This window comes from Pseudomonas triclosanedens, assembly GCF_026686735.1.
Lineage (GTDB): Bacteria > Pseudomonadota > Gammaproteobacteria > Pseudomonadales > Pseudomonadaceae > Pseudomonas > Pseudomonas triclosanedens.
Genome location: NZ_CP113432.1, coordinates 5534396 through 5555158 on the forward strand (window position 1 = coordinate 5534396; position 20763 = coordinate 5555158).

General features: G+C 65.6%; 19 protein-coding genes and 1 riboswitch. Of the genes, 6 read left to right on the forward strand and 13 right to left on the reverse strand.

From position 1 onward, the window contains the following. Nucleotide 1: 1 nt before the first annotated feature. From OU419_RS25740 to OU419_RS25770, 7 genes are all read right to left on the reverse strand, one after another. Nucleotides 2-526 carry a retropepsin-like aspartic protease family protein gene (locus OU419_RS25740; protein WP_254472258.1) on the reverse strand — a complete coding sequence of 175 codons (525 nt, stop codon included), beginning with the start codon at nt 524-526 and terminating at the stop codon, nt 2-4. Next, nucleotides 523-1527: an esterase-like activity of phytase family protein gene (locus tag OU419_RS25745; protein WP_254472257.1), complete on the reverse strand. Its 1005-nt coding sequence runs from the start codon at nt 1525-1527 to the stop codon at nt 523-525. Before OU419_RS25745 ends, OU419_RS25740 begins: the two co-directional genes overlap by 4 nt. Further along, the gene (gene parE / locus OU419_RS25750) at nt 1527-3425 is read right to left on the reverse strand and encodes a DNA topoisomerase IV subunit B (RefSeq protein WP_254472256.1); all 1899 of its coding nucleotides are present in this window, start codon (nt 3423-3425) and stop codon (nt 1527-1529) included. Before parE ends, OU419_RS25745 begins: the two co-directional genes overlap by 1 nt. A gap of 11 nt (nt 3426-3436) precedes the next feature. Then, nucleotides 3437-4060 (reverse strand): YqiA/YcfP family alpha/beta fold hydrolase, encoded by a 624-nt coding sequence (locus OU419_RS25755; RefSeq protein ID WP_254472255.1) that lies wholly within the window; start codon nt 4058-4060, stop codon nt 3437-3439. A 93-nt stretch (nt 4061-4153) separates the two neighbouring features. Then, nucleotides 4154-4972: a 3',5'-cyclic-AMP phosphodiesterase gene (gene cpdA / locus OU419_RS25760; RefSeq protein ID WP_254472254.1), complete on the reverse strand. Its 819-nt coding sequence runs from the start codon at nt 4970-4972 to the stop codon at nt 4154-4156. A gap of 157 nt (nt 4973-5129) precedes the next feature. Further along, nucleotides 5130-5588 carry a DUF1249 domain-containing protein gene (locus tag OU419_RS25765; RefSeq protein ID WP_254472253.1) on the reverse strand — a complete coding sequence of 153 codons (459 nt, stop codon included), beginning with the start codon at nt 5586-5588 and terminating at the stop codon, nt 5130-5132. Next, nucleotides 5579-6196 (reverse strand): NUDIX domain-containing protein, encoded by a 618-nt coding sequence (locus OU419_RS25770; protein WP_254472252.1) that lies wholly within the window; start codon nt 6194-6196, stop codon nt 5579-5581. The genes OU419_RS25765 and OU419_RS25770 overlap by 10 nt, the downstream gene beginning before the upstream one ends. 206 nt (nt 6197-6402) lie before the next feature. Between OU419_RS25770 and OU419_RS25775 the strand changes: the two genes are divergently transcribed. Then, nucleotides 6403-7155, forward strand: a complete 753-nt coding sequence (locus tag OU419_RS25775) for an RsiV family protein (RefSeq protein WP_254472251.1) — start codon at nt 6403-6405, stop codon at nt 7153-7155. Between the two features lie 197 nt (nt 7156-7352). Here the strand turns inward: OU419_RS25775 and cytX are convergent, their stop codons facing one another. Next, nucleotides 7353-8639, reverse strand: a complete 1287-nt coding sequence (cytX, locus tag OU419_RS25780) for a putative hydroxymethylpyrimidine transporter CytX (RefSeq protein ID WP_254472609.1) — start codon at nt 8637-8639, stop codon at nt 7353-7355. A 119-nt stretch (nt 8640-8758) separates the two neighbouring features. Continuing rightward, nucleotides 8759-10639 carry a phosphomethylpyrimidine synthase ThiC gene (thiC, locus tag OU419_RS25785; RefSeq protein ID WP_254472250.1) on the reverse strand — a complete coding sequence of 627 codons (1881 nt, stop codon included), beginning with the start codon at nt 10637-10639 and terminating at the stop codon, nt 8759-8761. A 115-nt stretch (nt 10640-10754) separates the two neighbouring features. Beyond that, a riboswitch (TPP riboswitch) is annotated at nt 10755-10862 on the reverse strand. 188 nt (nt 10863-11050) lie between these two features. Between thiC and OU419_RS25790 the strand changes: the two genes are divergently transcribed. Continuing rightward, entirely contained in the window at nt 11051-12499 is a 1449-nt protein-coding gene (locus tag OU419_RS25790) for a TolC family outer membrane protein (protein WP_254472249.1), read from the forward strand. A gap of 135 nt (nt 12500-12634) precedes the next feature. On the opposite strand, the gene OU419_RS25795 is transcribed toward OU419_RS25790, so the two are convergent. Together OU419_RS25795 and OU419_RS25800 are read right to left on the reverse strand one after the other, a co-directional pair. Continuing rightward, a complete protein-coding gene (locus tag OU419_RS25795) occupies nt 12635-13429 on the reverse strand; it encodes a class II aldolase/adducin family protein (RefSeq protein ID WP_254472248.1) in 795 nt (264 codons plus the stop codon). A gap of 53 nt (nt 13430-13482) precedes the next feature. Beyond that, on the reverse strand, nt 13483-14526 hold the full coding sequence (locus OU419_RS25800) for an ABC transporter substrate-binding protein (RefSeq protein WP_254472247.1): 1044 nt from the start codon (nt 14524-14526) through the stop codon (nt 13483-13485). Nucleotides 14527-14847: 321 nt separating this feature from the next. Here OU419_RS25800 and OU419_RS25805 point away from each other — a divergent pair, with 321 nt between their 5' ends. The 4 genes from OU419_RS25805 to OU419_RS25820 all read left to right on the forward strand — a co-directional run bounded on the left by OU419_RS25805 (nt 14848) and on the right by OU419_RS25820 (nt 18387). Next, complete coding sequence (locus OU419_RS25805; RefSeq protein WP_254472246.1) at nt 14848-15198, forward strand: cupin domain-containing protein; 351 nt, start codon at nt 14848-14850, stop codon at nt 15196-15198. 73 nt (nt 15199-15271) lie between these two features. Beyond that, nucleotides 15272-17221: an oxidoreductase gene (locus tag OU419_RS25810; RefSeq protein WP_254472245.1), complete on the forward strand. Its 1950-nt coding sequence runs from the start codon at nt 15272-15274 to the stop codon at nt 17219-17221. A 65-nt stretch (nt 17222-17286) separates the two neighbouring features. Then, on the forward strand, nt 17287-17739 hold the full coding sequence (locus tag OU419_RS25815) for a DUF6896 domain-containing protein (RefSeq protein ID WP_254472244.1): 453 nt from the start codon (nt 17287-17289) through the stop codon (nt 17737-17739). Nucleotides 17740-17793: 54 nt separating this feature from the next. Beyond that, nucleotides 17794-18387: a helix-turn-helix domain-containing protein gene (locus OU419_RS25820; protein ID WP_254472243.1), complete on the forward strand. Its 594-nt coding sequence runs from the start codon at nt 17794-17796 to the stop codon at nt 18385-18387. Between the two features lie 8 nt (nt 18388-18395). On the opposite strand, the gene waaA is transcribed toward OU419_RS25820, so the two are convergent. Next, on the reverse strand, nt 18396-19667 hold the full coding sequence (waaA, locus tag OU419_RS25825; RefSeq protein WP_254472607.1) for a lipid IV(A) 3-deoxy-D-manno-octulosonic acid transferase: 1272 nt from the start codon (nt 19665-19667) through the stop codon (nt 18396-18398). A gap of 150 nt (nt 19668-19817) precedes the next feature. After that, a complete protein-coding gene (locus OU419_RS25830; RefSeq protein WP_254472242.1) occupies nt 19818-20702 on the reverse strand; it encodes a LysR family transcriptional regulator in 885 nt (294 codons plus the stop codon). Nucleotides 20703-20763: the final 61 nt, after the last annotated feature.

Consider the following 20763-nt stretch of genomic DNA (forward strand, 5'->3'; position numbering starts at 1 on the left):
CTCACGGTGAAGAATTCTGGCGCAGCACCAGGGTGCCGCCCTGCTGGGTGAAATCGAGTTGTTTGAGGGCGCTCATGCCGAGCAACACCTCGTCGCCCTCCATGCCCGGCGCGACCAGCGCGGACACATCGTTCAGGCGGATGTCGCCAAGGTCCAGCTGCGACAGGCGCGTACGCCAGCCCTCGCTGCGACCGTTGGCCGTATTCAGGGTGACCGGCGCGCCACGGGCCAAGCCCAGGTTCCGGGCCAGCTCCTGCGGGATAGCCACCTGGGTGGCACCGGTGTCGAGCATGAAGGTCACCGGCTGGCCGTTGATACGGCCGTCGACCACATAGTGGCCGGCACGGTTGCCGAGCAGCCGCACCTCGACATAACCGGCGCCGTGGACGGACTCCGGCTGCTGATTGGGATTGTTCTGCCGCTTCTCCCAGGCACCGAAGTAGTGGGTCGCCAGCAGGATGCCCGCGCCCCAGGCGAGAAACATCATGACCTTGCCCAACCGCCGCCCCGGAGTCGCGTCGCTCATTTGCCACCAAGCCAACCGCCGACCGGTGCGGCGAAGCGCAACACGAAGGGACGCGCATCACCATCGGCGCGCGCCCGCTCACCGTTGTCCAGGCCGATCCAGGCGCCCTTGTCGTCGACGATCAGAGCCTCGGCGACGCCATACGGCAGGTCGTAGCGACGCTCCGGCGCCAGCGCTCCGGCGGCGAACGACCAGCATTGTTCCTGCGCGCCCGTGCCGGCATCGCGCCGGCATATCTGGTGCGCCAGGCGCTCCAGGGTGAACAGCTTACCCTTGTACAGAGCCAGGTCGGAAAAATCGATCGGCAGTGCGCGCTCGCTCCCCAGCTCCGGCGGCGGCATCGCCACGCCACCCTCGCTGAGCAGCACGCAGTTGCCGTCGCACTTCCAGGTGCCATTTTCGTTGCGCACACGGAGCAGTCCCCGGCGCTGGCGTTCGGCCGCCAGCCACAGGGTCTTGCCGTCTGGATCGATGGTCAGCCCTTCATACAACGCGTTGAAGCTCATCAGCAGGCCACTGGCGCGAGCCTGGCGCAGCAGGCTTTGCGGCAACGGCAACCAGGCCGGATCGCCCGTCACCGGCACCAGCAGCACGCCAGCATAGGCCTCGCTCACCACATAGCGATTGCCAGCCTTGTCGCAACTGATGCCTTCGAAGTCCAGCGCTCCACCGCGTACCAGGCCGCTTGCCAGCACCCGCGTGCGCATGCCCCAGGACAGCCCGCTGTCAGGCGCGCCGGAGACCACAAAGGCTTCCGGCGTTGCCTGCCAGACACTGCCCGGCGATTCGTCGGCGAGCATACGGTAGATGCGGTCGTCGTCGCGGTCGGAAACGGCCCATAGCTCATCGCCACATTGCGCCAGCCCGGAAAGGTTGCCACGGGGCATGCCTTCCACCGGGTGCTCGGAGATGAACTGCAGGGTGTTCGGTACCGCCGTGGGCGCCGGGTCGGCCAGAGCGAGGCCGGCAAACAGGCCCAAAGCGGCCGGCAGCCAGCGCATCAGGCGAACACCTCCGCCAGGTTGCCCTTGGTTTCCAGCCAGGATTTGCGGTCGCCAGCACGCTTCTTGGCCAGCAGCATATCCATGATTTCCACAGTGCCTTCGGTGTCGTCCAGGGTCAGTTGCACGAGGCGACGGGTGTTCGGATCCATCGTGGTCTCACGCAATTGTGGCGGGTTCATCTCGCCCAGCCCCTTGAATCGGGTGACCTGCGGTTTGCCGCGGCGCTTCTCGGCGGCCAGGCGGTCGAGGATGCCGTCGCGCTCGGCCTCGTCCAGGGCGTAGAAGACTTCCTTGCCCAGGTCGATACGGAACAGCGGCGGCATGGCGACGTAGACGTGGCCAGCCTCCACCAGCGGGCGGAAGTGGCGGACGAACAGCGCGCACAGCAGCGTGGCGATGTGCAGGCCGTCGGAGTCGGCATCGGCGAGGATGCAGATCTTGCCGTAGCGCAGTTGGGTCAGGTCCGCCGCGCCCGGATCAACGCCGATGGCGACGGCGATGTCATGGACTTCCTGCCTGGCCAGCACTTCACCACCATCCACTTCCCAGGTGTTCAGGATCTTCCCGCGCAGCGGCATGATCGCCTGGAACTCCTTGTCCCGCGCCTGCTTGGCCGAACCACCGGCGGAATCACCCTCCACCAGGAACAGCTCGGCGCGCATCGGGTCCTGGCCCGCGCAGTCAGCCAGCTTGCCGGGCAGGGCCGGGCCCTGGGTGATTTTCTTGCGCTCGACCTTCTTGCCCGCCTTCAAGCGGCGACCGGCGTTGCTGATGGCCAGTTCCGCCAGTTGCAGGCCAAGTTCAGGGTGCGCGTTGAGCCACAGGCTGAAGGCGTCCTTGACCACGCCCGAAACGAACGCCGCCGCCTCGCGCGAGGACAGGCGCTCCTTGGTCTGCCCGGAGAACTGCGGCTCCTGCAGCTTCATCGAGAGGACGAAGGCGATGCGTTCCCAGACGTCTTCCGGGGCCAGTTTCACGCCGCGCGGCAGCAGATTGCGGAATTCGCAGAACTCGCGCATCGCATCCAGCAGGCCCTGGCGCAGCCCGTTGACGTGGGTACCGCCCTGAGCGGTGGGAATCAGGTTGACGTAGCTTTCCTGCAGCGACTCACCGCCCTCGGGAAGCCACAGCAGGGCCCAGTCCACCGCCTCCTTGTTGCCGGCCAGCGCGCCACAGAACGGCTCGTCGGGCAGGCGCAGGTGCTCGGAAACCGAGTCGACCAGATACGAGCGCAGGCCGTCCTCGTAGTGCCATTCCACACGCTCGCCGCTGGACTTGTCCTCGAATGTGACCAGCAGGCCCGGGCACAGAACGGCCTTGGCCTTGAGCACATGCTTGAGGCGGCTGACGGAGAACTTGTGCGAATCGAAGTACTTCGCGTCCGGCCAGAAGCGCACGGTCGTGCCGGTGTTGCGCTTGCCCACGGTGCCGACGATTTCGAGATCGCTGGACTTGAAGCCATCGGCGAAAGTCATGCGGTACTCGTTGCCGTCGCGCTTGACCCGCACCTCCACCGTGGTCGACAGCGCGTTCACCACCGAGATGCCCACACCGTGCAGGCCGCCGGAGAACTGGTAGTTCTTGTTGGAGAACTTGCCACCGGCATGCAGCTTGGTGAGGATCAGCTCGACACCCGGCACCCCCTCTTCCGGGTGGATATCCACCGGCATGCCGCGGCCATCGTCGATCACTTCCAGCGAGTTGTCCTCATGGAGGATCACCTGCACGCTCCTGGCGTGGCCGGCCAGCGCTTCGTCGACGCTATTGTCGATGACTTCCTGTGCCAGGTGGTTCGGGCGCGTCGTGTCGGTATACATCCCCGGGCGCTTGCGCACCGGATCGAGGCCGGAAAGGACTTCGATGGCTTCTGCGGTATAGGCGTTCTGCTGGGCCATGGGGTCCCTACTTAGTCAGAAGAAATTCGTTCAAAGGTCGAGAAGTCTACGTCGCGCCACTGGCCGGAGGGTATACCGGCGAATGCCAGAAGCGCCGGCAACTGGCTGACGAAACGCTGGAAACTGTGATCGCCACCCGCCTGGATGCGCAGGACGCAAGCGCGGTAATAACGCTCGGCGGCGCGATAGTCGAGGGTTTCATCTGCGGTCTGTAGCCACACCTGGTAGCGCGCGCCATCGGTTGGCGCCGGCACCTCAAGCTCGGCCAGGGCCTGTACGTGGTCGTGCGTCAGTTCCCAGGTATCGCCGCTATAGTAGTTGGTCTGCGGACCGAGCTGGCCGTCGAACAGCCTGTGTGGCGCTACCGCCGGGTTGATCAGCACGGCCTTCAGGCCATAGCGCTCCGCCAGCGCCGTCGCATAGTAACCGCCCAGCGAACTGCCGATCAGCAGAGGCCGGTCGAGTTCGGCGAGCGCCGACTCCAACTGGACCAATGCCTGGCGTGGATGGTGATGCAGCTCTGGGATCCGCACCTGGCCGGCCAGGCCCAGGTGTTCCATTGCAGCCATGAACTGCCGCGCCTTCTGCGAGGCGGGGGAGCTGTTGAATCCGTGAATATAGAGGAATGCAGTCATGGGCCGGGAGGCTACAAGCTGCAAGCGGCATGCCGCAAGTGGATAGCGCCGCAGACGGCGACTGGCGCGCGGCCCGACACGGCAGGCCCGGCCTCAGTAACCCTTGACGCTGTAGTCGACTTCGAAGTCGATGCCGGTCACACGCGACACACCCGTCTCCAGCAAACCGTCGGGATACAGGCGCAACCAGCGGTAGCCAGGCGCGGGGCTGTCGACGCAGAAGTCCTCGCTGCCCGGCGTGAACTGCACGCAGGTGGAAGGCGAGGCGAGCAGGCGGACATCGCCGCGCATCCGGTCGATTTCCTGATGCACATGCCCCCAAAGCAGGCAGCGCACGTTCGGATAACGATCCAGCACGGCGAAGAGTTTTTCAGGGTTGTAGATGCCGATGCGGTCCATCCACAGGCTGCCGATGGGTACCGGATGGTGATGGAAGCTGATCAGCAGATGCTTGCTGGGGGCGTCCTCGATGGCGCGTTCGAGCAGCGCGACCTGATCGTCGGTCACCTGCCCCGGCACAGCGCCTGAGATGGTGGAGTCCAGCAGGATCACCCGCCAGGCACCCAGGTCGATCACCGGGTCCAGCAGGTCCGTGCCGGCTGCCGCAGCACGCATCGAGTCCAGTTCATCATGATTGCCGGGAAACCAGCGGATTGGCGCCGCTATTGGCGCGGTAATGTCGCGAAAACGCTGGTAGGACTCCAGGGAGCCATCCTGCGAGAGATCGCCGGTGGCCAGCACCAGGCCGATGTCCGTCTGCTCGTCGCGCACGAGGCGGACCACCTGACTCAGACTGTCGGCAGTATCCATGCCCAGCAGGCGACCGTCGGGCTCAGCGAACAGATGGCTGTCTGAAAGCTGGACCAGCAGGACCGGCGCGGCGTCGGAAGGATTTGCAGGCACTGGAGGCAATGCGCCTTCTCCTGTGAGGCGAGTCCACGGCAATGTGACGAGTATGGTGACAGGCACGCCCCTGATCAAACCGGGAAAGCGTCACAGATCACAGTTAGGGACACACGGCGTACGATGAGCGGGCAGCATATCATGGCACGAAGCCATTACCGCAGATTCAGCGCTGCAGCACCGTCTCCAGTTCATGTCCGCAGGACAGGCAATGGCTCAGCCACTCGCCGAGGAAGAGGTTGAGCTGGCTCTTCTCGTCCGGCTGGTGCATCGCCTGGTTCGGATAGGGGTAGATCGCCAGCAGGCGGCGTGCCTGCTCCGCGCCGACCACCTCGGCCATGCGCGCATCGTGGTACACCCGTACTTCGAGCTTCGGCGCCGGCAGCCAGGGCAATCCCAGTTCCTGGCGAACCTGCAGCACGGTGGTATAGGGACACGCATCCAGCACATCCAGCACGAGCACACCGAGCAGGCGCTCGCCCTCGCTCAAGGCGACCCGGCGGGATATCCGCGCCTCGCGCATTTCCGGCAACAGGCGCATCAGGCGCAAGTAGTTCGCCTCGCAGGTCGCCTGCAACCCCGCCAGGTCGACGCGATAGCGCTCGCGCAGCAGATTCACACCCATAACCCCCGTACCTCGGCGCGATTGAGCGCCAACCATTGCAGGGCGAGCATGCTCGCCGCGTTGTTGATGCGTCCGTCGCGCACGGCCTGCAACGCCCCCTCGAACGGCATGACGTGGACGCGAATATCCTCGCCCTCTTCCTCCAGGCCATGAATTCCGGTGGCGGTGCTGCTGTCGCAGCGACCGACGAACAGATGCACCAGCTCGTTGCTGCCACCCGGCGAGGGCAGGTACTGGCTGATCGGCCAGAGCGAGCCCAGCGTCAGGCCAGCCTCTTCCACCGCTTCGCGGCGAGCGACTTCCTCGGGGACTTCGTCCTTGTCGATCAGACCGGCAACCAGCTCCAGCAGCCAGGGGTTGACGCCTGCGTCCATCGCGCCAACTCGGAACTGTTCGACCAGCACCACCTCATCGCGTTGCGGGTCATACGGCAGCACGCACACCGCATCGTGGCGCACGAACAGCTCGCGGGTCAGCACCGGGCCCATGCCGCCGGCGAACTGCCGGTGGCGCAGATGCAGCCGGTCGAGCGTATAGAAACCCTTGAAGCACTGTTCGCGCTTCTGGATTTCGACATCCTGCGGGCCTGGTTTGAACGTGTCCGACATCCCGTTCCACTCACTGGTCGATTGAACTTCGCGCCATCCTATCGCGCCGCCAGAAGCGGCGCAGCCTGTTTCTCGGACCGCCCGACGGGCCACGCTGTGCCATGCGCCGCCCCTGCCGCCGTTGCCCGGACTGGTTCATACTGCCGCCGAACTGGCGGCCGCGATGACGGTCAAACCCGCCCATGTCCGCGACGACAAGGAATCCCATGCGTCTTCTGAAACTCGCTGCTCTCGGCAGCCTCTGCCTGTTACTGGGGGCTTGCCAGAACCTGTTCAAGCCAAGCCTCGACGAACCGCTGCCCGCCCGCCACAACGCCTTCGAACATCTCCGTGCCGGCTGCCAGGGCGAACAATGCCCACTGTTCAACCTGGACACCCTGAGCTTCGACGACGAACCGGCGCTGAACGAGGCCATCGACCGGCAGTTGCGCGAACTGGCCCGCAGCCAGGATGGCGCGATCCCCGGCAGTCTCGATATCTACGAAAAACGTTTTCTCGATAGCGCCCAGCCTGGCTGGAGCAGCTACCTGCAGGCCAAGATCCGCGAACAGCATGACGGTCTGGTGATCATCGAGCTGTCCAGCTACCGCTTCACCGGCGGCGAGTACGGAGAACCGGGCCGCGCGTTCATCAATTATGATCGACGCCTGCACAAGGTGCTCACCCTGCAGGACATTCTCCTGCCCGGCCAGGAGGAGAGCTTCTGGAAGGTGGCGCGCATGGCGCACCAGGCCTGGGTCCTGCAGAACAAACTGGACGAGCAGGACCCGAACTTCTCCCGCGACTGGCCGTTCCAGACCACGCCGCACTTCGCCCTGACCTTCGGCTCGCTGACGCTCAAGTACGATATCGACCGTATCGCCCCGCATTCGGTCGGCCACCCGGAACTGAAGATTCCCTACCCACGCCTGAACGGCATCGTGAAGCCGTACTACTTCCCGGGACGCGGGGTGCAGTGACGCGCGCGACGCGCACGGCACACGGAGGCAACCCGCGCCTGCGAAAGCAATGCGCCGGAATCGAAGCAAGCCGCAGGCACGCGTCGCGTGATGCTCGATGCTCGCCGCTTCGCCTCGCGCCGGCCTGCAGATAAAGTTCTCGCGCAGAAAAACGGACGTCGCGGGGGCGCGCTCCTATTGATGCAAATGCCGCGGCATCACGCCGACGCTGGCGCCTTCGCGCCGATCCGTCCCAGCATCAGTTGCAACGCGCCCGCCACTACCAGCGCCGGCAGGGTCGCGCCCACGTCCGGCAGATAGCTCGCCAGCAGGCGGTAGACCACCACGCCACCGGCCCAGGCCAGCAGCGAGCCCCAGCGCAGACCGTGCGGAATCACCGCCGACGCACGGCGACGCAGGACGAAGTGATCCACCAGCACCACACCGAACAGCGGTGCGAATACCGAGCCGATCAACAGCAGGAAGCCTTCGTACTGCTCCAGCGGCGCGAACCAGGCGATCAGCGTGCAGATCACACCGATGGCCAGTGCCAGCCACTCGACCTTCAACGGCAGCAGAATGCCGCTGGAAACCGCCGCCGAGTGAATATCGGCGAAAGCTTTCTCCGACTCGTCCAGCAGGATCAGCAGCAGCGGGATACCCATGCCCGCGCCGGCCAGCGCCAGCAGCAGCGCGTTGGCATCGCTGCCCTCGGCAAACGCCAGGGTGTAGGCCACGCCCAGGCTCATCAGCCAGAAGCAGCCGATGAAGAAGCCCAGCGCGGCGCCGCCGAAGGTATGCCCGGCGCGCTTGCCGAAGCGCGAGTAGTCGGCGATCAGGGGTAGCCACGACAACGGCATGGCAATGGCGATGTCGAAGCCGACGGCAAAGGACAGCGAGCCATCGCCCCCCTTGGCCCAGAGCGCGGCCAGATCGGCGCGGCTGAACAGATCGGCGGTCAGCCACGCACAGGCCGCCAGCAGTAGCCAGATCCCCCAGCGCCGCAGTACCCGGCGGACGAACGCCAGCGGGCCGCTGACTGCCAGCAAGGTCGCCAGCGTACCGAACACCAGCGTCCACAGCGCCGGGCTGGTCAGGCCGCTGCCTTCGCCAAAAGCGCGGGTCGCCAGCAGGCTGGCGGCATCGCGCATGACAATGATCTCGAAGGCGCCCCAGCCCACCAGTTGCATCAGGTTGAGCAACGCTGGCAGCGCCGCGCCGTGGCTGCCCAGGCTGAGCTTGAGCGAGGCCATCGCAGAGAGCCCGGTGTCGGTGCCGATCACCCCGGCGCTGGCCAGCAGCAGCACGCCAACCAGGGTGCCCAGCAGGATCGCGCCGAGCGCGCCGGCCAGGCCCAGGCCAGGCGCCAGCAACGCGCCGGTCTGCAGCACCATCAGGCCGATGCCGAGGGAAAACCACAGGGAAAACACGTCGCGCAGGCCAAGCACGCGCTGGGCGCTGCCGACGGCGACGGAGGGGGAATAGTTGGTTGCGGTAACGGTCACGATACGTGCGAGGCTCAAGGTTATTGTTATGGAGAAACGCGCAATGGGCAGGGGCTGGCGAATCCGCCCAATGCTCGGCGGCTTTCGCAGTCCCTGCCCATCCTATGGGTAGACGGGCATCACACCTGCTTGTAAATCACCGAACCTTCGTCCCGGAAGCGCATGGCCTGTTCCTGGAAGCCGGCCTCGATGGCTTTCTGCTCATCGGTCAGACCGTTTTCCCTGGCGTAATCACGAACTTCCTGGGTGATTTTCATCGAGCAGAACTTCGGTCCGCACATGGAGCAGAAGTGCGCAACCTTGGCGGAATCCTTCGGCAGCGTCTCGTCGTGGAAGGCGCGGGCGGTATCCGGATCGAGGCCCAGGTTGAACTGGTCCTCCCAACGAAACTCGAAACGTGCCTTGGACAGCGCATTGTCGCGGATCTGCGCGCCCGGATGCCCCTTCGCGAGATCGGCGGCATGGGCCGCGATCTTGTAGGTGATGATGCCGGTCTTCACGTCATCCTTGTTCGGCAGGCCCAGGTGCTCCTTGGGCGTGACGTAGCAGAGCATGGCGCAGCCGTACCAGCCGATCATCGCCGCGCCGATGCCCGAGGTGATGTGGTCGTAGCCCGGCGCAATGTCGGTGGTCAGCGGACCGAGGGTATAGAACGGCGCCTCGTCGCAGCACTCCAGTTGCTTCTCCATGTTTTCCTTGATCAGGTGCATCGGCACATGGCCGGGACCTTCGATCAGCACCTGGACATCGTGCTTCCAGGCAATGCGGGTCAGCTCGCCAAGGGTTTCCAGTTCGCCGAACTGGGCAGCGTCATTGGCGTCGGCCACCGAACCGGGACGCAGGCCATCGCCCAGCGAGAAGCTGACGTCGTAGGCCTTCATGATTTCGCAAATTTCCTCGAAGTGGGTGTAGAGGAAATTCTCCTGATGATGCGCCAGGCACCACTTGGCCATGATCGAACCGCCGCGAGAGACGATACCGGTGACGCGCTTGGCGGTCAGCGGCACGTAGCGCAGCAGTACACCGGCATGAATGGTGAAGTAGTCCACACCCTGCTCGGCCTGCTCGATCAGGGTATCGCGGAAGATTTCCCAGGTCAGGTCCTCGGCGATGCCGCCCACCTTCTCCAGCGCCTGGTAGATCGGCACCGTGCCGATCGGCACCGGGCTGTTGCGCAGAATCCACTCGCGGGTCTCGTGGATGTGCTTGCCGGTGGAGAGGTCCATCACCGTGTCGGCGCCCCAGCGGATGCCCCAGGTGAGTTTCTCGACTTCCTCCTCGATGGAGGAACCCAGTGCGCTGTTGCCGATATTGCCGTTGATCTTCACCAGGAAGTTGCGGCCGATGATCATCGGTTCCAGTTCGGTGTGGTTGATGTTCGACGGGATGATCGCGCGGCCGCGTGCCACTTCGTCACGGACGAACTCGGGGGTGATTTCCTTCGGGATGCTGGCGCCGAAACTCTGACCGGGATGCTGGGCATCCAGCAGGCCGGCTGCGCGGGCTTCCTGCAGCTTCATGTTCTCGCGGATGGCGATGTACTCCATCTCGGGCGTGATGATGCCCTTGCGCGCGTAGTGCATCTGCGTGACGTTATGCCCAGCCTTTGCACGGCGCGGCGTACGCACGTGGGCGAAGCGCAGGGCGTCGAGGCTGACATCCGCCAGGCGGGACTGGCCGAACTCGGAGGTGAGGCCGGGGAGGATCTCGGTATCGCCGCGCTCGTCGATCCAGCGCGAACGCACGTCCGGCAGTCCCTTGCGAAGGTCGATGTGCACATCGGGGTCGGTGTAGGGGCCGGAGGTGTCGTAGACCATCACTGGCGCGTTCTTCTCGCCGCCGAATGCGGTGGGCGTATCGGCCAGGGAAATCTCCCGCACCGGCACGCGGATGTCAGGGCGCGAGCCGGTCAGGTAGACCTTCTTCGAATTCGGGAAGGGCTGGGTCGACTGACGATCCAGTTGTTCAAGGCGGGTTACGTTGTTTTTCTGGGTGCTCATCCTGGCTCTCCTCTGGGGGTGTTTGCCGGGGGAGAACCTGGACTTCGAAGGAGCCGCACCGAGCGGCGAAGAGGCGCATCCCGAAAGGGCTGGGGCCGGGGCGGAAAGGCGCCGGGGATGCGTACTTCTTGTTCCCTACGCGGGTCTTAACCCGATCAGGTTCAACGGGATCCGGAACTATCCGATCTCAGCCCCTCGCATTGGGGCACCCCGACAAGAACGTCCGCAGTCTAATCAACACGCCCCGCCCAGGCCAATACCGCCGAGCCGAAAGTTTTGCGTGCGGCTCCCACCGGGTTCGACGCGGCCATCTACACTGCACATCCTGAAAGCCCACATTGCGGTGCCTTGACCGCCATGTGCGGCACCCGTAGCCTTGCCCAACCTCGCATCACTTTCTAGGACGAACGAATGCTGCGCAGACTCTCCCTGGCTGTCGCCGTGGCCGCTACTACAGGCTTTGCCTGGGCTGCCCAGCCCACCCCGGCGGCATCCCCGCTGCCGACCAAGACGGACCTGATCAGCGTCTACAAGGATGCCGTTGATAACAACGCCGACCTTGCCGCCGCGCAAGCCGACTATCTGGCCCGCAAGGAGGCCGTGCCGCAAGCGCGCTCCGGCCTGCTGCCGCAGATCAACGCCGGGGCCAGCACGGGTTCCACCCGTACTTCGCTGGACGAGCCGAACGTCACCCTGAACCGCAACAGCCAGGTGATCCAGGCGACCCTGAGCCAGCCGCTGTTCCGCGCTGACCGATGGTTCCAGCTCAAGGCCGCCGAAAACGTCAGCGAACAGGCCCAGCTCGAATTCTCCGCGACCCAGCAGGCGCTCATCCTGCAGACCGCCGAGACCTACTTCGGCGTGCTCCGTGCCCAGGACAACCTGGCCGCCAGCAAGGCCGAGGAAGCGGCGTTCAAGCGCCAGCTCGACCAGTCCAACGAGCGCTTCGACGTAGGCCTGTCGGACAAGACCGACGTGCTCGAGTCCCAGGCCAGCTACGACACCTCGCGCGCCAACCGCATGGTTGCCGAGCAGCAGGTGGATGACGCATTCCAGGCCCTGGTCACCCTGACCAACCGCGAGTACAGCTCCCTCGAAGGCATCCTGCACTCGATGCCGGTGGTCGCGCCGATGCCCAACGACGCGAAAGCCTGGGTAGACACCTCGGTCCAGCAGAACCTCAACCTGCAGGCCAGCAACTACGCGGTCGACGCCGCCGAAGAGACCCTGCGCCAGCGCAAGGCCGGCCACCTGCCTACCGTCGATGCCGTGGCCCAGTACCAGAAGGGCGACAACGACGCCCTGGGCTTCGCCAACGACGGCGCCCCGCCGCACTACGGCAAATGGGTCGACCAGAGCAGCATCGGCCTGCAGTTGAACGTACCGATCTACAGCGGCGGCCTGACCAGTTCCCAGGTCCGCGAGGCTTACCAGCGCCTGAGCCAGAGCGAGCAACTGCGCGAGAGCCAGCGCCGCCAGGTGGTGCAGGACGCCCGCAACCAGCACCGCGCGGTGAATACCGACGTGGAGCAGGTCAAGGCGCGTCGCCAGGCGATCATCTCCAACCAGAGCTCGCTGGAAGCCACCGAGATCGGCTACCAGGTAGGCACCCGCAACATCGTCGACGTACTCGACGCACAGCGTTCGCTGTACAGCGCCGTGCGCGACTACAACAACACCCGCTACGACTACATCCTCGACAACCTGCGCCTGAAGCAGACCGCCGGCACCCTCGCGCCCAGCGACCTGCAGGCCCTGAGCGCGTACCTGAAGCCGGACTACAACCCGGACAAGGACTTCCTCCCACCGGACCTGGCCAAGGCTGCCGAGGCCCAGTTGAAGTCCAACACCAAGTACTGATCGCGCACCACGAAAAAGCCCCGCATCGCGGGGCTTTTTCTTTGCTGCCGTCATGCCGCCAAGCAACAGCCGGGGCAGCCGCTGCCACAAGAGACGCGGCAGGCTCGCAGTCGCAGAACTGGCCCGCCCCGTCGGTCAGTCCCGATACCCCGGCGCCACCCGCTCCAGCAGGCGCAGCAACGCGGCCCAGGCCAGGTCGTAGCCATCCGGATCGCTCAGCTCGCCCTCGGCCAGCGGCCGCTGCGGCGCGTTGAACTGTCGCTCGGTATGCAGGCATACCTCGTCCGGCGGAATAACCAGCTCACCGCCGGCCTGAGCCGCCAGTTGTATATCGCAGGCCTTTTCCAGGTAGTACATGCGCAGGAACGCCTGCTTCACGCTATCGCCCACGGTCAGCAAGCCGTGATTGCGCAGCACCAGGCCAAGGTGGTCCCCCAGGTCACGCACCAGGCGCTCCTGCTCGTCCATCGACAGCGCAATGCCCTCGTAATCGTGGTAGCCAAGGCGCCCATAGAATTCCATCGACATCTGGTTCAGCGGCAACAGCCCGCAAGCCTGCGCAGCAACCGCGCAGCCGGCGCGGGTGTGGGTATGCAACACACACTGCGCATCCTCGCGGGCACCGTGAATCGCGCTATGGATGACAAAGCCCGCCGGATTGACCAGGTGCGGCGTAGGCTCCACCGCGTGGCCGGACAGATCGATCTTCACCAGGCTGGATGCGGTGATCTCCTCGAACATCAGGCCATAGGGGTTGATCAGGAAATGATGCTCGGGGCCGGGAATGCGCACCGAGATATGAGTGAAGATCAGATCGCTCATGCGGAAGTACGCGATCAGCCGATAGCAGGCTGCCAGCTCCTCGCGCAGCCTCCACTCCTCGGGCGGGCAGGTGGCGCGGCTCGGTGCCTGCGCCTGCAGCGACGTCATGGTTTCTCCTCCTGCGCGAAAGATGCCGGGGCACCTGGGCCCCGGCAACGCGATCATTGAGCGGCCCAGGCGTTGAAGCGCTCTTCGAGCTCCTCGCCGTGGTCGACCCAGAACTCATCGTCCATCGCCAGCCCCTGGCTCAGGTTCTGCGGCGAGGTCGGCACCCAGCCTGCCAGCTCCGCCGGCAGGCGCGCAGCGGCCTGCTTGTTGGTCGGACCATACGCAATGCGCTTCACGTAGTCGACCTGGGCATCGGGCTGGTTGGCGAAGGCAATGAAGCGCTTGGCCGCATCGACGTGCCGGGAGCCCTTGATGATCGCCCAGTAGTCCATTCCGTAAAGGCTGCCCGGCCAGACCAGTTGCAGGTTACGCCCACCCTTGTAGGCATCGGCGATGCGTCCGGTGTAGGTCGAGGTCATCACCACATCGCCAGCCGCCAGCCACTGCGCGGGCTGCGCACCGGCTTCCCACCACTGCACGTAGGGCTTGATCTGGTTGAGCTTGGCGAAGGCGCGGTCGACGCCGGCCTGGGTGGTCAGCTCCTTGTAGACATCGGCGGGCTTCACCCCGTCGGCCAGCAGGGCGAACTCCAGGTTGTAGATGGCGCGCTTGCGCAGGCCGCGCTTGCCGGGAAACTTCTTCACGTCCCAGAAATCCGCCCAGGACGTCGGCGCCGGCTTGAGCTTGTCGGCGTCGTAGGCGATCGCCACTCCCCACACCAGCGCGGCGGAACCGCAGTCCTTGGCGGCGTTGGGAATCAACTGATCGTTGCCGCCGATGCTCTGCCAGTCCAGCGGCACGAACAGCCCTTCGTCGCAGCCGCGGGCGAGGTCAGGTCCCTCGATCTGTACCACATCCCAGTCGGCGTGGCCGGTGTCGGCCATCACCTTGATGCGGGCCATTTCGCCGTTGTACTCGCTCTGGGTCACGCCGACCCCGGACTCCTTGCTGAAAGGCTGGAAGAAGGCCTCATCCTGAGCCTTCTGGCCGGCGCCGCCGTAGCCGACCACCACCATGTTTTCAGCGGCCTGTACGGCACCGCAACACAGTCCGAGGGCGAGCAGCAACGGTTGCACAGCGTTCTTGCGGAAAGTCATCGGGCATACCCCATGTCGTAGGTGGCAGCGGGCACGACGGGCAAGGCCGTGCACGCACTGGACGGGTGCGCCGGAACAACGGGCAGAGGTGTAACGATGGCCTGCGGGCAGGCCCGCAATGCGAGGGGGGACCGTAATGAACGGTTCATGCGCCTCTCCTCTTGTAGTTGTTGTGGAGCACGTCGCGGATGCCCCGGAGAAGTCCGGGTGCGGAAATGAAACTACTCAGTCATTTTTAAAAAAACAAGTTGATTTTTTACTGTTGGTAAATTTCCATAGAAATAACTTAGATAACCATCCGCGCCGCCAGGAGACGCCACCGTGCCCGAGGTCCGCCATTTCCAGCAATCCGCCCTGCAATTCCAGTCCTATGCCGGCGAGCCCATCGAGCGTGCCGCGATCTGTCGCCTGATCGGCCCGGCCGACAGCCAGACGATGGGCGCCGGCCTCGCCCGCTTCGACGGTGTATCCATCGAGTGGACGGTGCTTTACGACGAACTGATCGTGGTGCTCGAAGGACACTTCCGCCTGCGCTTGGCCGATCAGGTCATCGAAGCGAAGCCGGGGGACGTGATCTGGGTTCCCGAGCGCACCCCGCTGGCCTACGAAGGCGAGAAAGCCTGCGTGTTCTATGCCCTCTATCCGGTGGACTGGCAGGCGCGCAACGGCTAGTCGATCGACCGGCCGTACGCTGCGCGTGCCAATGTCCAGCGCGATATCAACAACAAGAATCCGGAGTCGCCCGATGAGCCAGTTTTCCCACCTGTTCAGCCCGCTGCGCATTCGCGGCAAAACGCTGAAGAACCGCATCATGTCCACCGGGCACGACACCTCGATGCCCACCGACAACCTGGTCAACGACCAATTGGTGGCCTACCACACCGCCCGCGCCAAGGGCGGCGTCGGCCTGATCGTGCTGCAGGTCGCCGGCGTGCATGACAGCGCGCGCTACACCTCCCACGTACTGATGGCCACCGACGACGCCTGCATCCCCGGCTACCGGCGCATCGCCGAGGCCTGCCATGCCGAGGGCACAGTGGTGCTGTCCCAGGTGTTCCATCCGGGCCGCGAGATCATGGAATCCAGCGACGGCCTGCTGGCGGTCGCCTACTCCGCCTCCGCCTCGCCCAACGAACGCTTCCGCGTGATGCCCCGCGAACTGAGCCAGGCGATGATCGGCGAGATCGTCGCAGGCTACGCCGCCGCCGCGCGCCGCCTCCACGCCGCCGGCATAGACGGCGTGGAGGTGGTGGCCAGCCACGGCTACCTGCCGGCGCAGTTCCTCAACCCGCGAGTGAACCGACGCAACGACGTCTACAACGGCGACCTCGACGCCCGCCTGCGCTTCACCCGCGAGGTGATCGCCGCCGTACGCGCCGCGACCGATGACGACTTCATCGTCGGCCTGCGGATTTCCGCCGACGAGCGCGACCCCGAAGGCCTCACCGAAGACGAATCGCTGCAGGCGGTAAAATCCCTGCAGAACGAACTGGACTACGTGCATATCGTCGCCGGCACCTCAGCCTCCCTCGGCGGTGCCATCCACATCGTCCCGCCGATGGCCATCGACGCGGCCTACCTGGCCAACGAGGCCGGCACCTTCAAGCGCAGCCTGGCAATCCCGCTGTTCGTCACCGGACGCATCAACCAGCCGCAGGAAGCCGAGCTGATCGTCGCCCGCGGCCAGGCCGACGTGTGCGGCATGACCCGCGCACTGATCTGCGACCCGCAGATGCCGAGCAAGACCGAAAGCGGCCATGTCGAGGACGTACGCGCCTGCATCGCCTGCAACCAGGCGTGCATCGGCCACTTCCACCGGGGCTATCCGATCTCCTGCATCCAGCACCCGGAAACCGGCCGCGAGCTGATCTACGCCGAGCGTCAGATGGCTGCCCAGCGCAAGCGCGTGCTGGTGGCCGGCGGCGGACCGGCGGGCATGAAAGCCGCCGCCGTGGCAGCCCAACGCGGCCACGAAGTGACCCTCTGCGAAGCCAGCGGGCAACTCGGCGGACAGGTCAACCTCGCCCAGTTGCTGCCGCGCCGTGCGGAGTTCGGTGGCGCCTCCACCAACCTGCAACGGGAGATGCAACTGGCAGGCGTCCAAGTACGCCGCAACACCCGCGTCGACCGCGCGCTGGTAGAGCAGGAGCGTCCCGACGTCGTGATCGTAGCCACTGGCGCCCAACCCTACTGGCCGCCCTTCGAGCGCGCCGGCGAGTTGCAGGTGGTGGACGCCTGGCAGGTACTGCGCGGCGAAGTGAAGATAGGCCGCTCGGTGCTGGTCACCGACTGGCGCGCCGACTGGATCGCCCCCGGCATCGCCGAGCGCCTGGTGCGCGACGGTCACCAGGTGCAGTTGGCGGTCAACGGCACGCACGCGGGCGAAAGCCTGCCGCTCTACGTGCGCGACCACCTGGCCGGCGAACTGCACCGCCTGGGCATCGCCATCACCCCCTATGCGCGCCTGTACGGCTGCGACGACAGCACCGTCTACCTGCAACACACCGCCAGCGGCGAGCCGATGCTGGTGGAGGGCATCGACACCCTGGTGCTCTGCCAGGGCCACCAGCCAGTGGACGACCTTGCCGACGAAATCGCCGGCCTCGCCCAGGTGCAGCGCATCGGCGACTGCCTGGCGCCACGCACGGCGGAAGAAGCCATCTACGAGGGGCTCAAGGCGGGCTGGGCGATCTGAACCCGCGCCAATCCCGGGGGCGGCTCAATCCGTCCCCGGCCCATCAACCGGAATTGCGCTCTACAATGGCAGCCTTGCAGCCAGTCGTTGAAGCCATGAATCCAGGTCTGTCCAGACTCATCGCCGACTACCAGCGCGCCGTACGCCTGGCGGTCACACTGCTCGAACAAGCAGGCATCGCGCGCCCCTCCAGCAATGGCGAATGGGCATTTCTCGGCATTCCCCAACGAGGAGAACTTCCAGGCAACGTACGCTACTTCAAGCACGGCTACGGCTGTGCCGTACACCTGCCGGCTGGCACGGTGGACTTCGACTTTGGTGCCAACGGCGAAATAGACGGGTTCGATCTCTGGCGTCTTGCCGGTTTCGCGAATGAACGCCTGCCCGACTACGGCTTTGCCGACGAGGCGGCCCTCAAGGAGTGTTTCAACCGGGAAGTCGAAGCAGGATCGCTTCGCTACTCCGGTTACATCCTCTATTACCTCACGCACCGTGAGCCGAACTGCACCCAACGATGAGCCGGCGCATTGTTTAGAATGCCCCACGACGCCAATCGCCAGGACCACCGCCGCATGAGCCGCAAAGCCCCGCAGGAAGCACCCGTCAGCGCCGAAGCGCAGTTCCTTGGCACCCGCATTCGCGGACTGCGCAAGCGGCGCGGCATGACCCTGGCCGAGCTGGCCGAGCAGAGTCAGCTCACCGCCGGCTACATCAGCCAACTGGAGCGCAACCTCGCCTACCCGTCGATTCCCGCGCTATTCAACATAGCCCGCGCCCTGGGCGTGACCATCCAGTGGTTCTTCGCCAGCGAGGTGCAGGTCGACCCCGCCGACGCCGGCTACGTGGTGCGGCGCAATGCGCGCACCAGCGTGCATTACGAAGACGGCATCGTCGACGAACTGCTCAGCCCGCAACCCAGCCGCGAGTTGGAAATCCTTCACTCGCGCTTCCCGCCGGGTACCTACAGCCAGCAAAGCTACAGCCACGATGGCGAGGAGGCTGGCTACCTGCTCAGCGGCTCATTCGAACTCTGGGTTGGCGAGCGCCACTTCCTGCTCAACGAAGGCGACAGCTTCAGCTACTCGAGCCAGGAGCCGCACCGCTACGGCAACCCCGGGGAGGTGGATGCGGTGGTGATCTGGGTAATCACCCCGCCAACATTCTGAGCCCCCGCTCAGTCCTCGATCAGGCGCCCGAGTCCGCCGAGCAATCGCTCCAGCGCCCCCTGATTGGCCTTCATCACGCCCAGGCCGGCTTCGGCCATGCGCTGCGCCGCCGCGGGCTCGTCCCACAGCGCCGCCACCGCCACTGCCAGTGACGGCGCATCCGCCACCTCGCGCAGGGCGCCGACTTCGCGCAATTGCGCGGCGATTTCGAGGAAGTTGAACAAGTGCGGGCCGGACAGCACCGGTTTGCCCAGCGCCGCCGGCTCCAGCAGGTTGTGCCCGCCGTTGGGCACCAGGCTGCCACCGACGAAGGCGACGTCCGCCAGGGCATAGAGGAACAGCAACTCACCCATCGTATCGCCGACCAGCACCTGGGTTTCGGCAGCCACCCGCTCACCGCTGGAGCGGCGCTGGCTGCTGAAACCTTCGCGGCGGCTCAGCTCGAAGACCGCGTCGAAACGCTCCGGATGGCGCGGCACCAGGATCAGCAACGCCTGCGGGTGCTTCTCCAGCAAGCGGCGGTGTGCGGCGAGAATGACTTCATCCTCTCCGGCATGGGTGCTCGCGGCGATCCACACCGGACGCTGCTGCGCCTGCCACGCGGCACGCAGGTCGGCGGCGCGCACCAGCAACTGGGGGTCGATGGCCAGGTCGAACTTGATCGATCCGGTGACGCTCACGCACGCCGGGCGCGCGCCGAGCAGGCGGAAGCGCTCGGCCTCGGCCTCGGTCTGCACCGCGATCCAGCTCATTTCTTCCAGCATTGGCCGGGTCAGCCCGGCAAAGCGCGCATAGCCCCGCGCCGAGCGCTCGGACAACCGCGCATTGGCCAGCGCCACCGGAATGCCACGCTTGGCGCACTGGTGGATATGGTTGGGCCACAGCTCGGTTTCCATGATCACGCCGAGCACCGGGCGGGCACGGTCGAGGAAGCGCGCCGCCGCCCAGGGCAGATCGTAGGGCAGGTAGCAGTGCTGCACCTGGTCGCCGAACAGCGCGCGGATGCGCTCGGAGCCGGTGGGCGTCATGCAGGTGACTGTGATCGGCAAATCGGGATGGCGCTGCATCAGCGCGCGGATCATCGGCGCGGCGGCAATGCTCTCGCCCACCGACACCGCGTGCACCCAGATACCGCCGGGCTTGAGCGGCGGCAGGCCGATGGCGAAGCGCTCGCCGACTCGCCGGGCGTAGGCCGGTGCCTTGCGCGAACGCAGGAACAGGCGCAGCGCGACCAGCGGCAGGCCCAGGTGGAACAGCAGGGTATAGAGAGTCCGGTTCATGGCGGCGGAGAGTAGCAAATTCCCCTCATCCCCCGCCGCAGAATCCGTCAGAGCCGCGCCAGTCGTGGGGCGCATAACGCGCCAGCGTTATCCGCCGAGCAAGAGCCGGCGGATAACCTGTTCCAGGTTATTCGCCCTACGAAAAGTTCTTCAGACCGGCGCAGCAAGATGTTCGGCGAAGCACTCGCCCAGCCACTGCGCCGCCGGCCCCAGTGGCTCGTCGCGGCGCCAGACCAGCTCCACCACCAGTCGCGGCGGCGTCCAGTCGCTGGCCAGCTCGATCAGCAGGGGCTGGTACGCCGGGTACTGCGCCACGTGGGTCGGAAGCCAGGCCCAGCCGAGATCGCGCATCAGCAGCTCGGCCATCGCGTAGAAGCTGTCGGCGCGCCAGACCAGCGGGCTGATCTGCTCGCCTCCGGGGTAGTGGCTGTCCTGGGGGGCCATCAACAACTGGCGGTGCCGCGCCAGTTCGCGGCGGTCGGCATAGTCCAGCTTCGCCAACTCGTGGCCGGCGCCGCACACGGTGACCATCTCGATGGTACCCAGGCGCTGCCGCTCCAGTTGCGCCGGCATGCCTTCATGGTGGAACAGCAGGCCCAGGTCGGCACGGCGCTCCAGCAGCTTGCGCGCCACGTCACCCTGGGCCCCGCTGGCCAACTGCACCTCCAGCACGGGGAACTCCCGCGCCAGCGCCTGCAGCCCCGCCAGTACCGGCTGGTAGGGCATCGCCTCGTCCTGCGCCAGACGCAGCAAGGGCTCGGCGCCTCGCGCCAGGGCCAGCGCCCGGCTTTCCAGACGATCGCACTGGCGCAGCACTTCCCGCGCCTCATCCAGCAACGCACGGCCTTCGACGGTGAGTACCGGCTGGCGGCCGCTGCTGCGGTCGAACAGGGTCACGCCCAGATCGCTTTCCAGCAATGCGATGGAGGAGCTGACCGCCGATTGCACACGCCTCAACTGGCGTGCCGCCGCCGAGAACGAAGACTGATCGGCGACGCAGACGAACAGCCGCAACTGGTCCAGATTCCACTCCATTACCTATCTCCAGGGAAGATAGGTAATGACTTTATCCCATCGACCGGAAGACTAGAATGCC

Coding starts and splice junctions, on each gene's coding strand:
- OU419_RS25810 (WP_254472245.1), top strand. CDS start 15,272: ATGAGCCAGTTTTCCCACCTGTTCAGCCCGCTGCGCATTCGCGGCAAA.
- waaA (WP_254472607.1), bottom strand. CDS start 19,667: ATGAACCGGACTCTCTATACCCTGCTGTTCCACCTGGGCCTGCCGCTG.
- OU419_RS25775 (WP_254472251.1), top strand. CDS start 6,403: ATGCGTCTTCTGAAACTCGCTGCTCTCGGCAGCCTCTGCCTGTTACTG.
- OU419_RS25820 (WP_254472243.1), top strand. CDS start 17,794: ATGAGCCGCAAAGCCCCGCAGGAAGCACCCGTCAGCGCCGAAGCGCAG.
- OU419_RS25790 (WP_254472249.1), top strand. CDS start 11,051: ATGCTGCGCAGACTCTCCCTGGCTGTCGCCGTGGCCGCTACTACAGGC.
- OU419_RS25755 (WP_254472255.1), bottom strand. CDS start 4,060: ATGACTGCATTCCTCTATATTCACGGATTCAACAGCTCCCCCGCCTCG.
- OU419_RS25765 (WP_254472253.1), bottom strand. CDS start 5,588: ATGGGTGTGAATCTGCTGCGCGAGCGCTATCGCGTCGACCTGGCGGGG.
- OU419_RS25795 (WP_254472248.1), bottom strand. CDS start 13,429: ATGACGTCGCTGCAGGCGCAGGCACCGAGCCGCGCCACCTGCCCGCCC.
- thiC (WP_254472250.1), bottom strand. CDS start 10,639: ATGAGCACCCAGAAAAACAACGTAACCCGCCTTGAACAACTGGATCGT.
- OU419_RS25745 (WP_254472257.1), bottom strand. CDS start 1,527: ATGCGCTGGCTGCCGGCCGCTTTGGGCCTGTTTGCCGGCCTCGCTCTG.
- OU419_RS25815 (WP_254472244.1), top strand. CDS start 17,287: ATGGCAGCCTTGCAGCCAGTCGTTGAAGCCATGAATCCAGGTCTGTCC.
- parE (WP_254472256.1), bottom strand. CDS start 3,425: ATGGCCCAGCAGAACGCCTATACCGCAGAAGCCATCGAAGTCCTTTCC.
- OU419_RS25740 (WP_254472258.1), bottom strand. CDS start 526: ATGAGCGACGCGACTCCGGGGCGGCGGTTGGGCAAGGTCATGATGTTT.
- OU419_RS25800 (WP_254472247.1), bottom strand. CDS start 14,526: ATGACTTTCCGCAAGAACGCTGTGCAACCGTTGCTGCTCGCCCTCGGA.
- OU419_RS25830 (WP_254472242.1), bottom strand. CDS start 20,702: ATGGAGTGGAATCTGGACCAGTTGCGGCTGTTCGTCTGCGTCGCCGAT.
- OU419_RS25770 (WP_254472252.1), bottom strand. CDS start 6,196: ATGTCGGACACGTTCAAACCAGGCCCGCAGGATGTCGAAATCCAGAAG.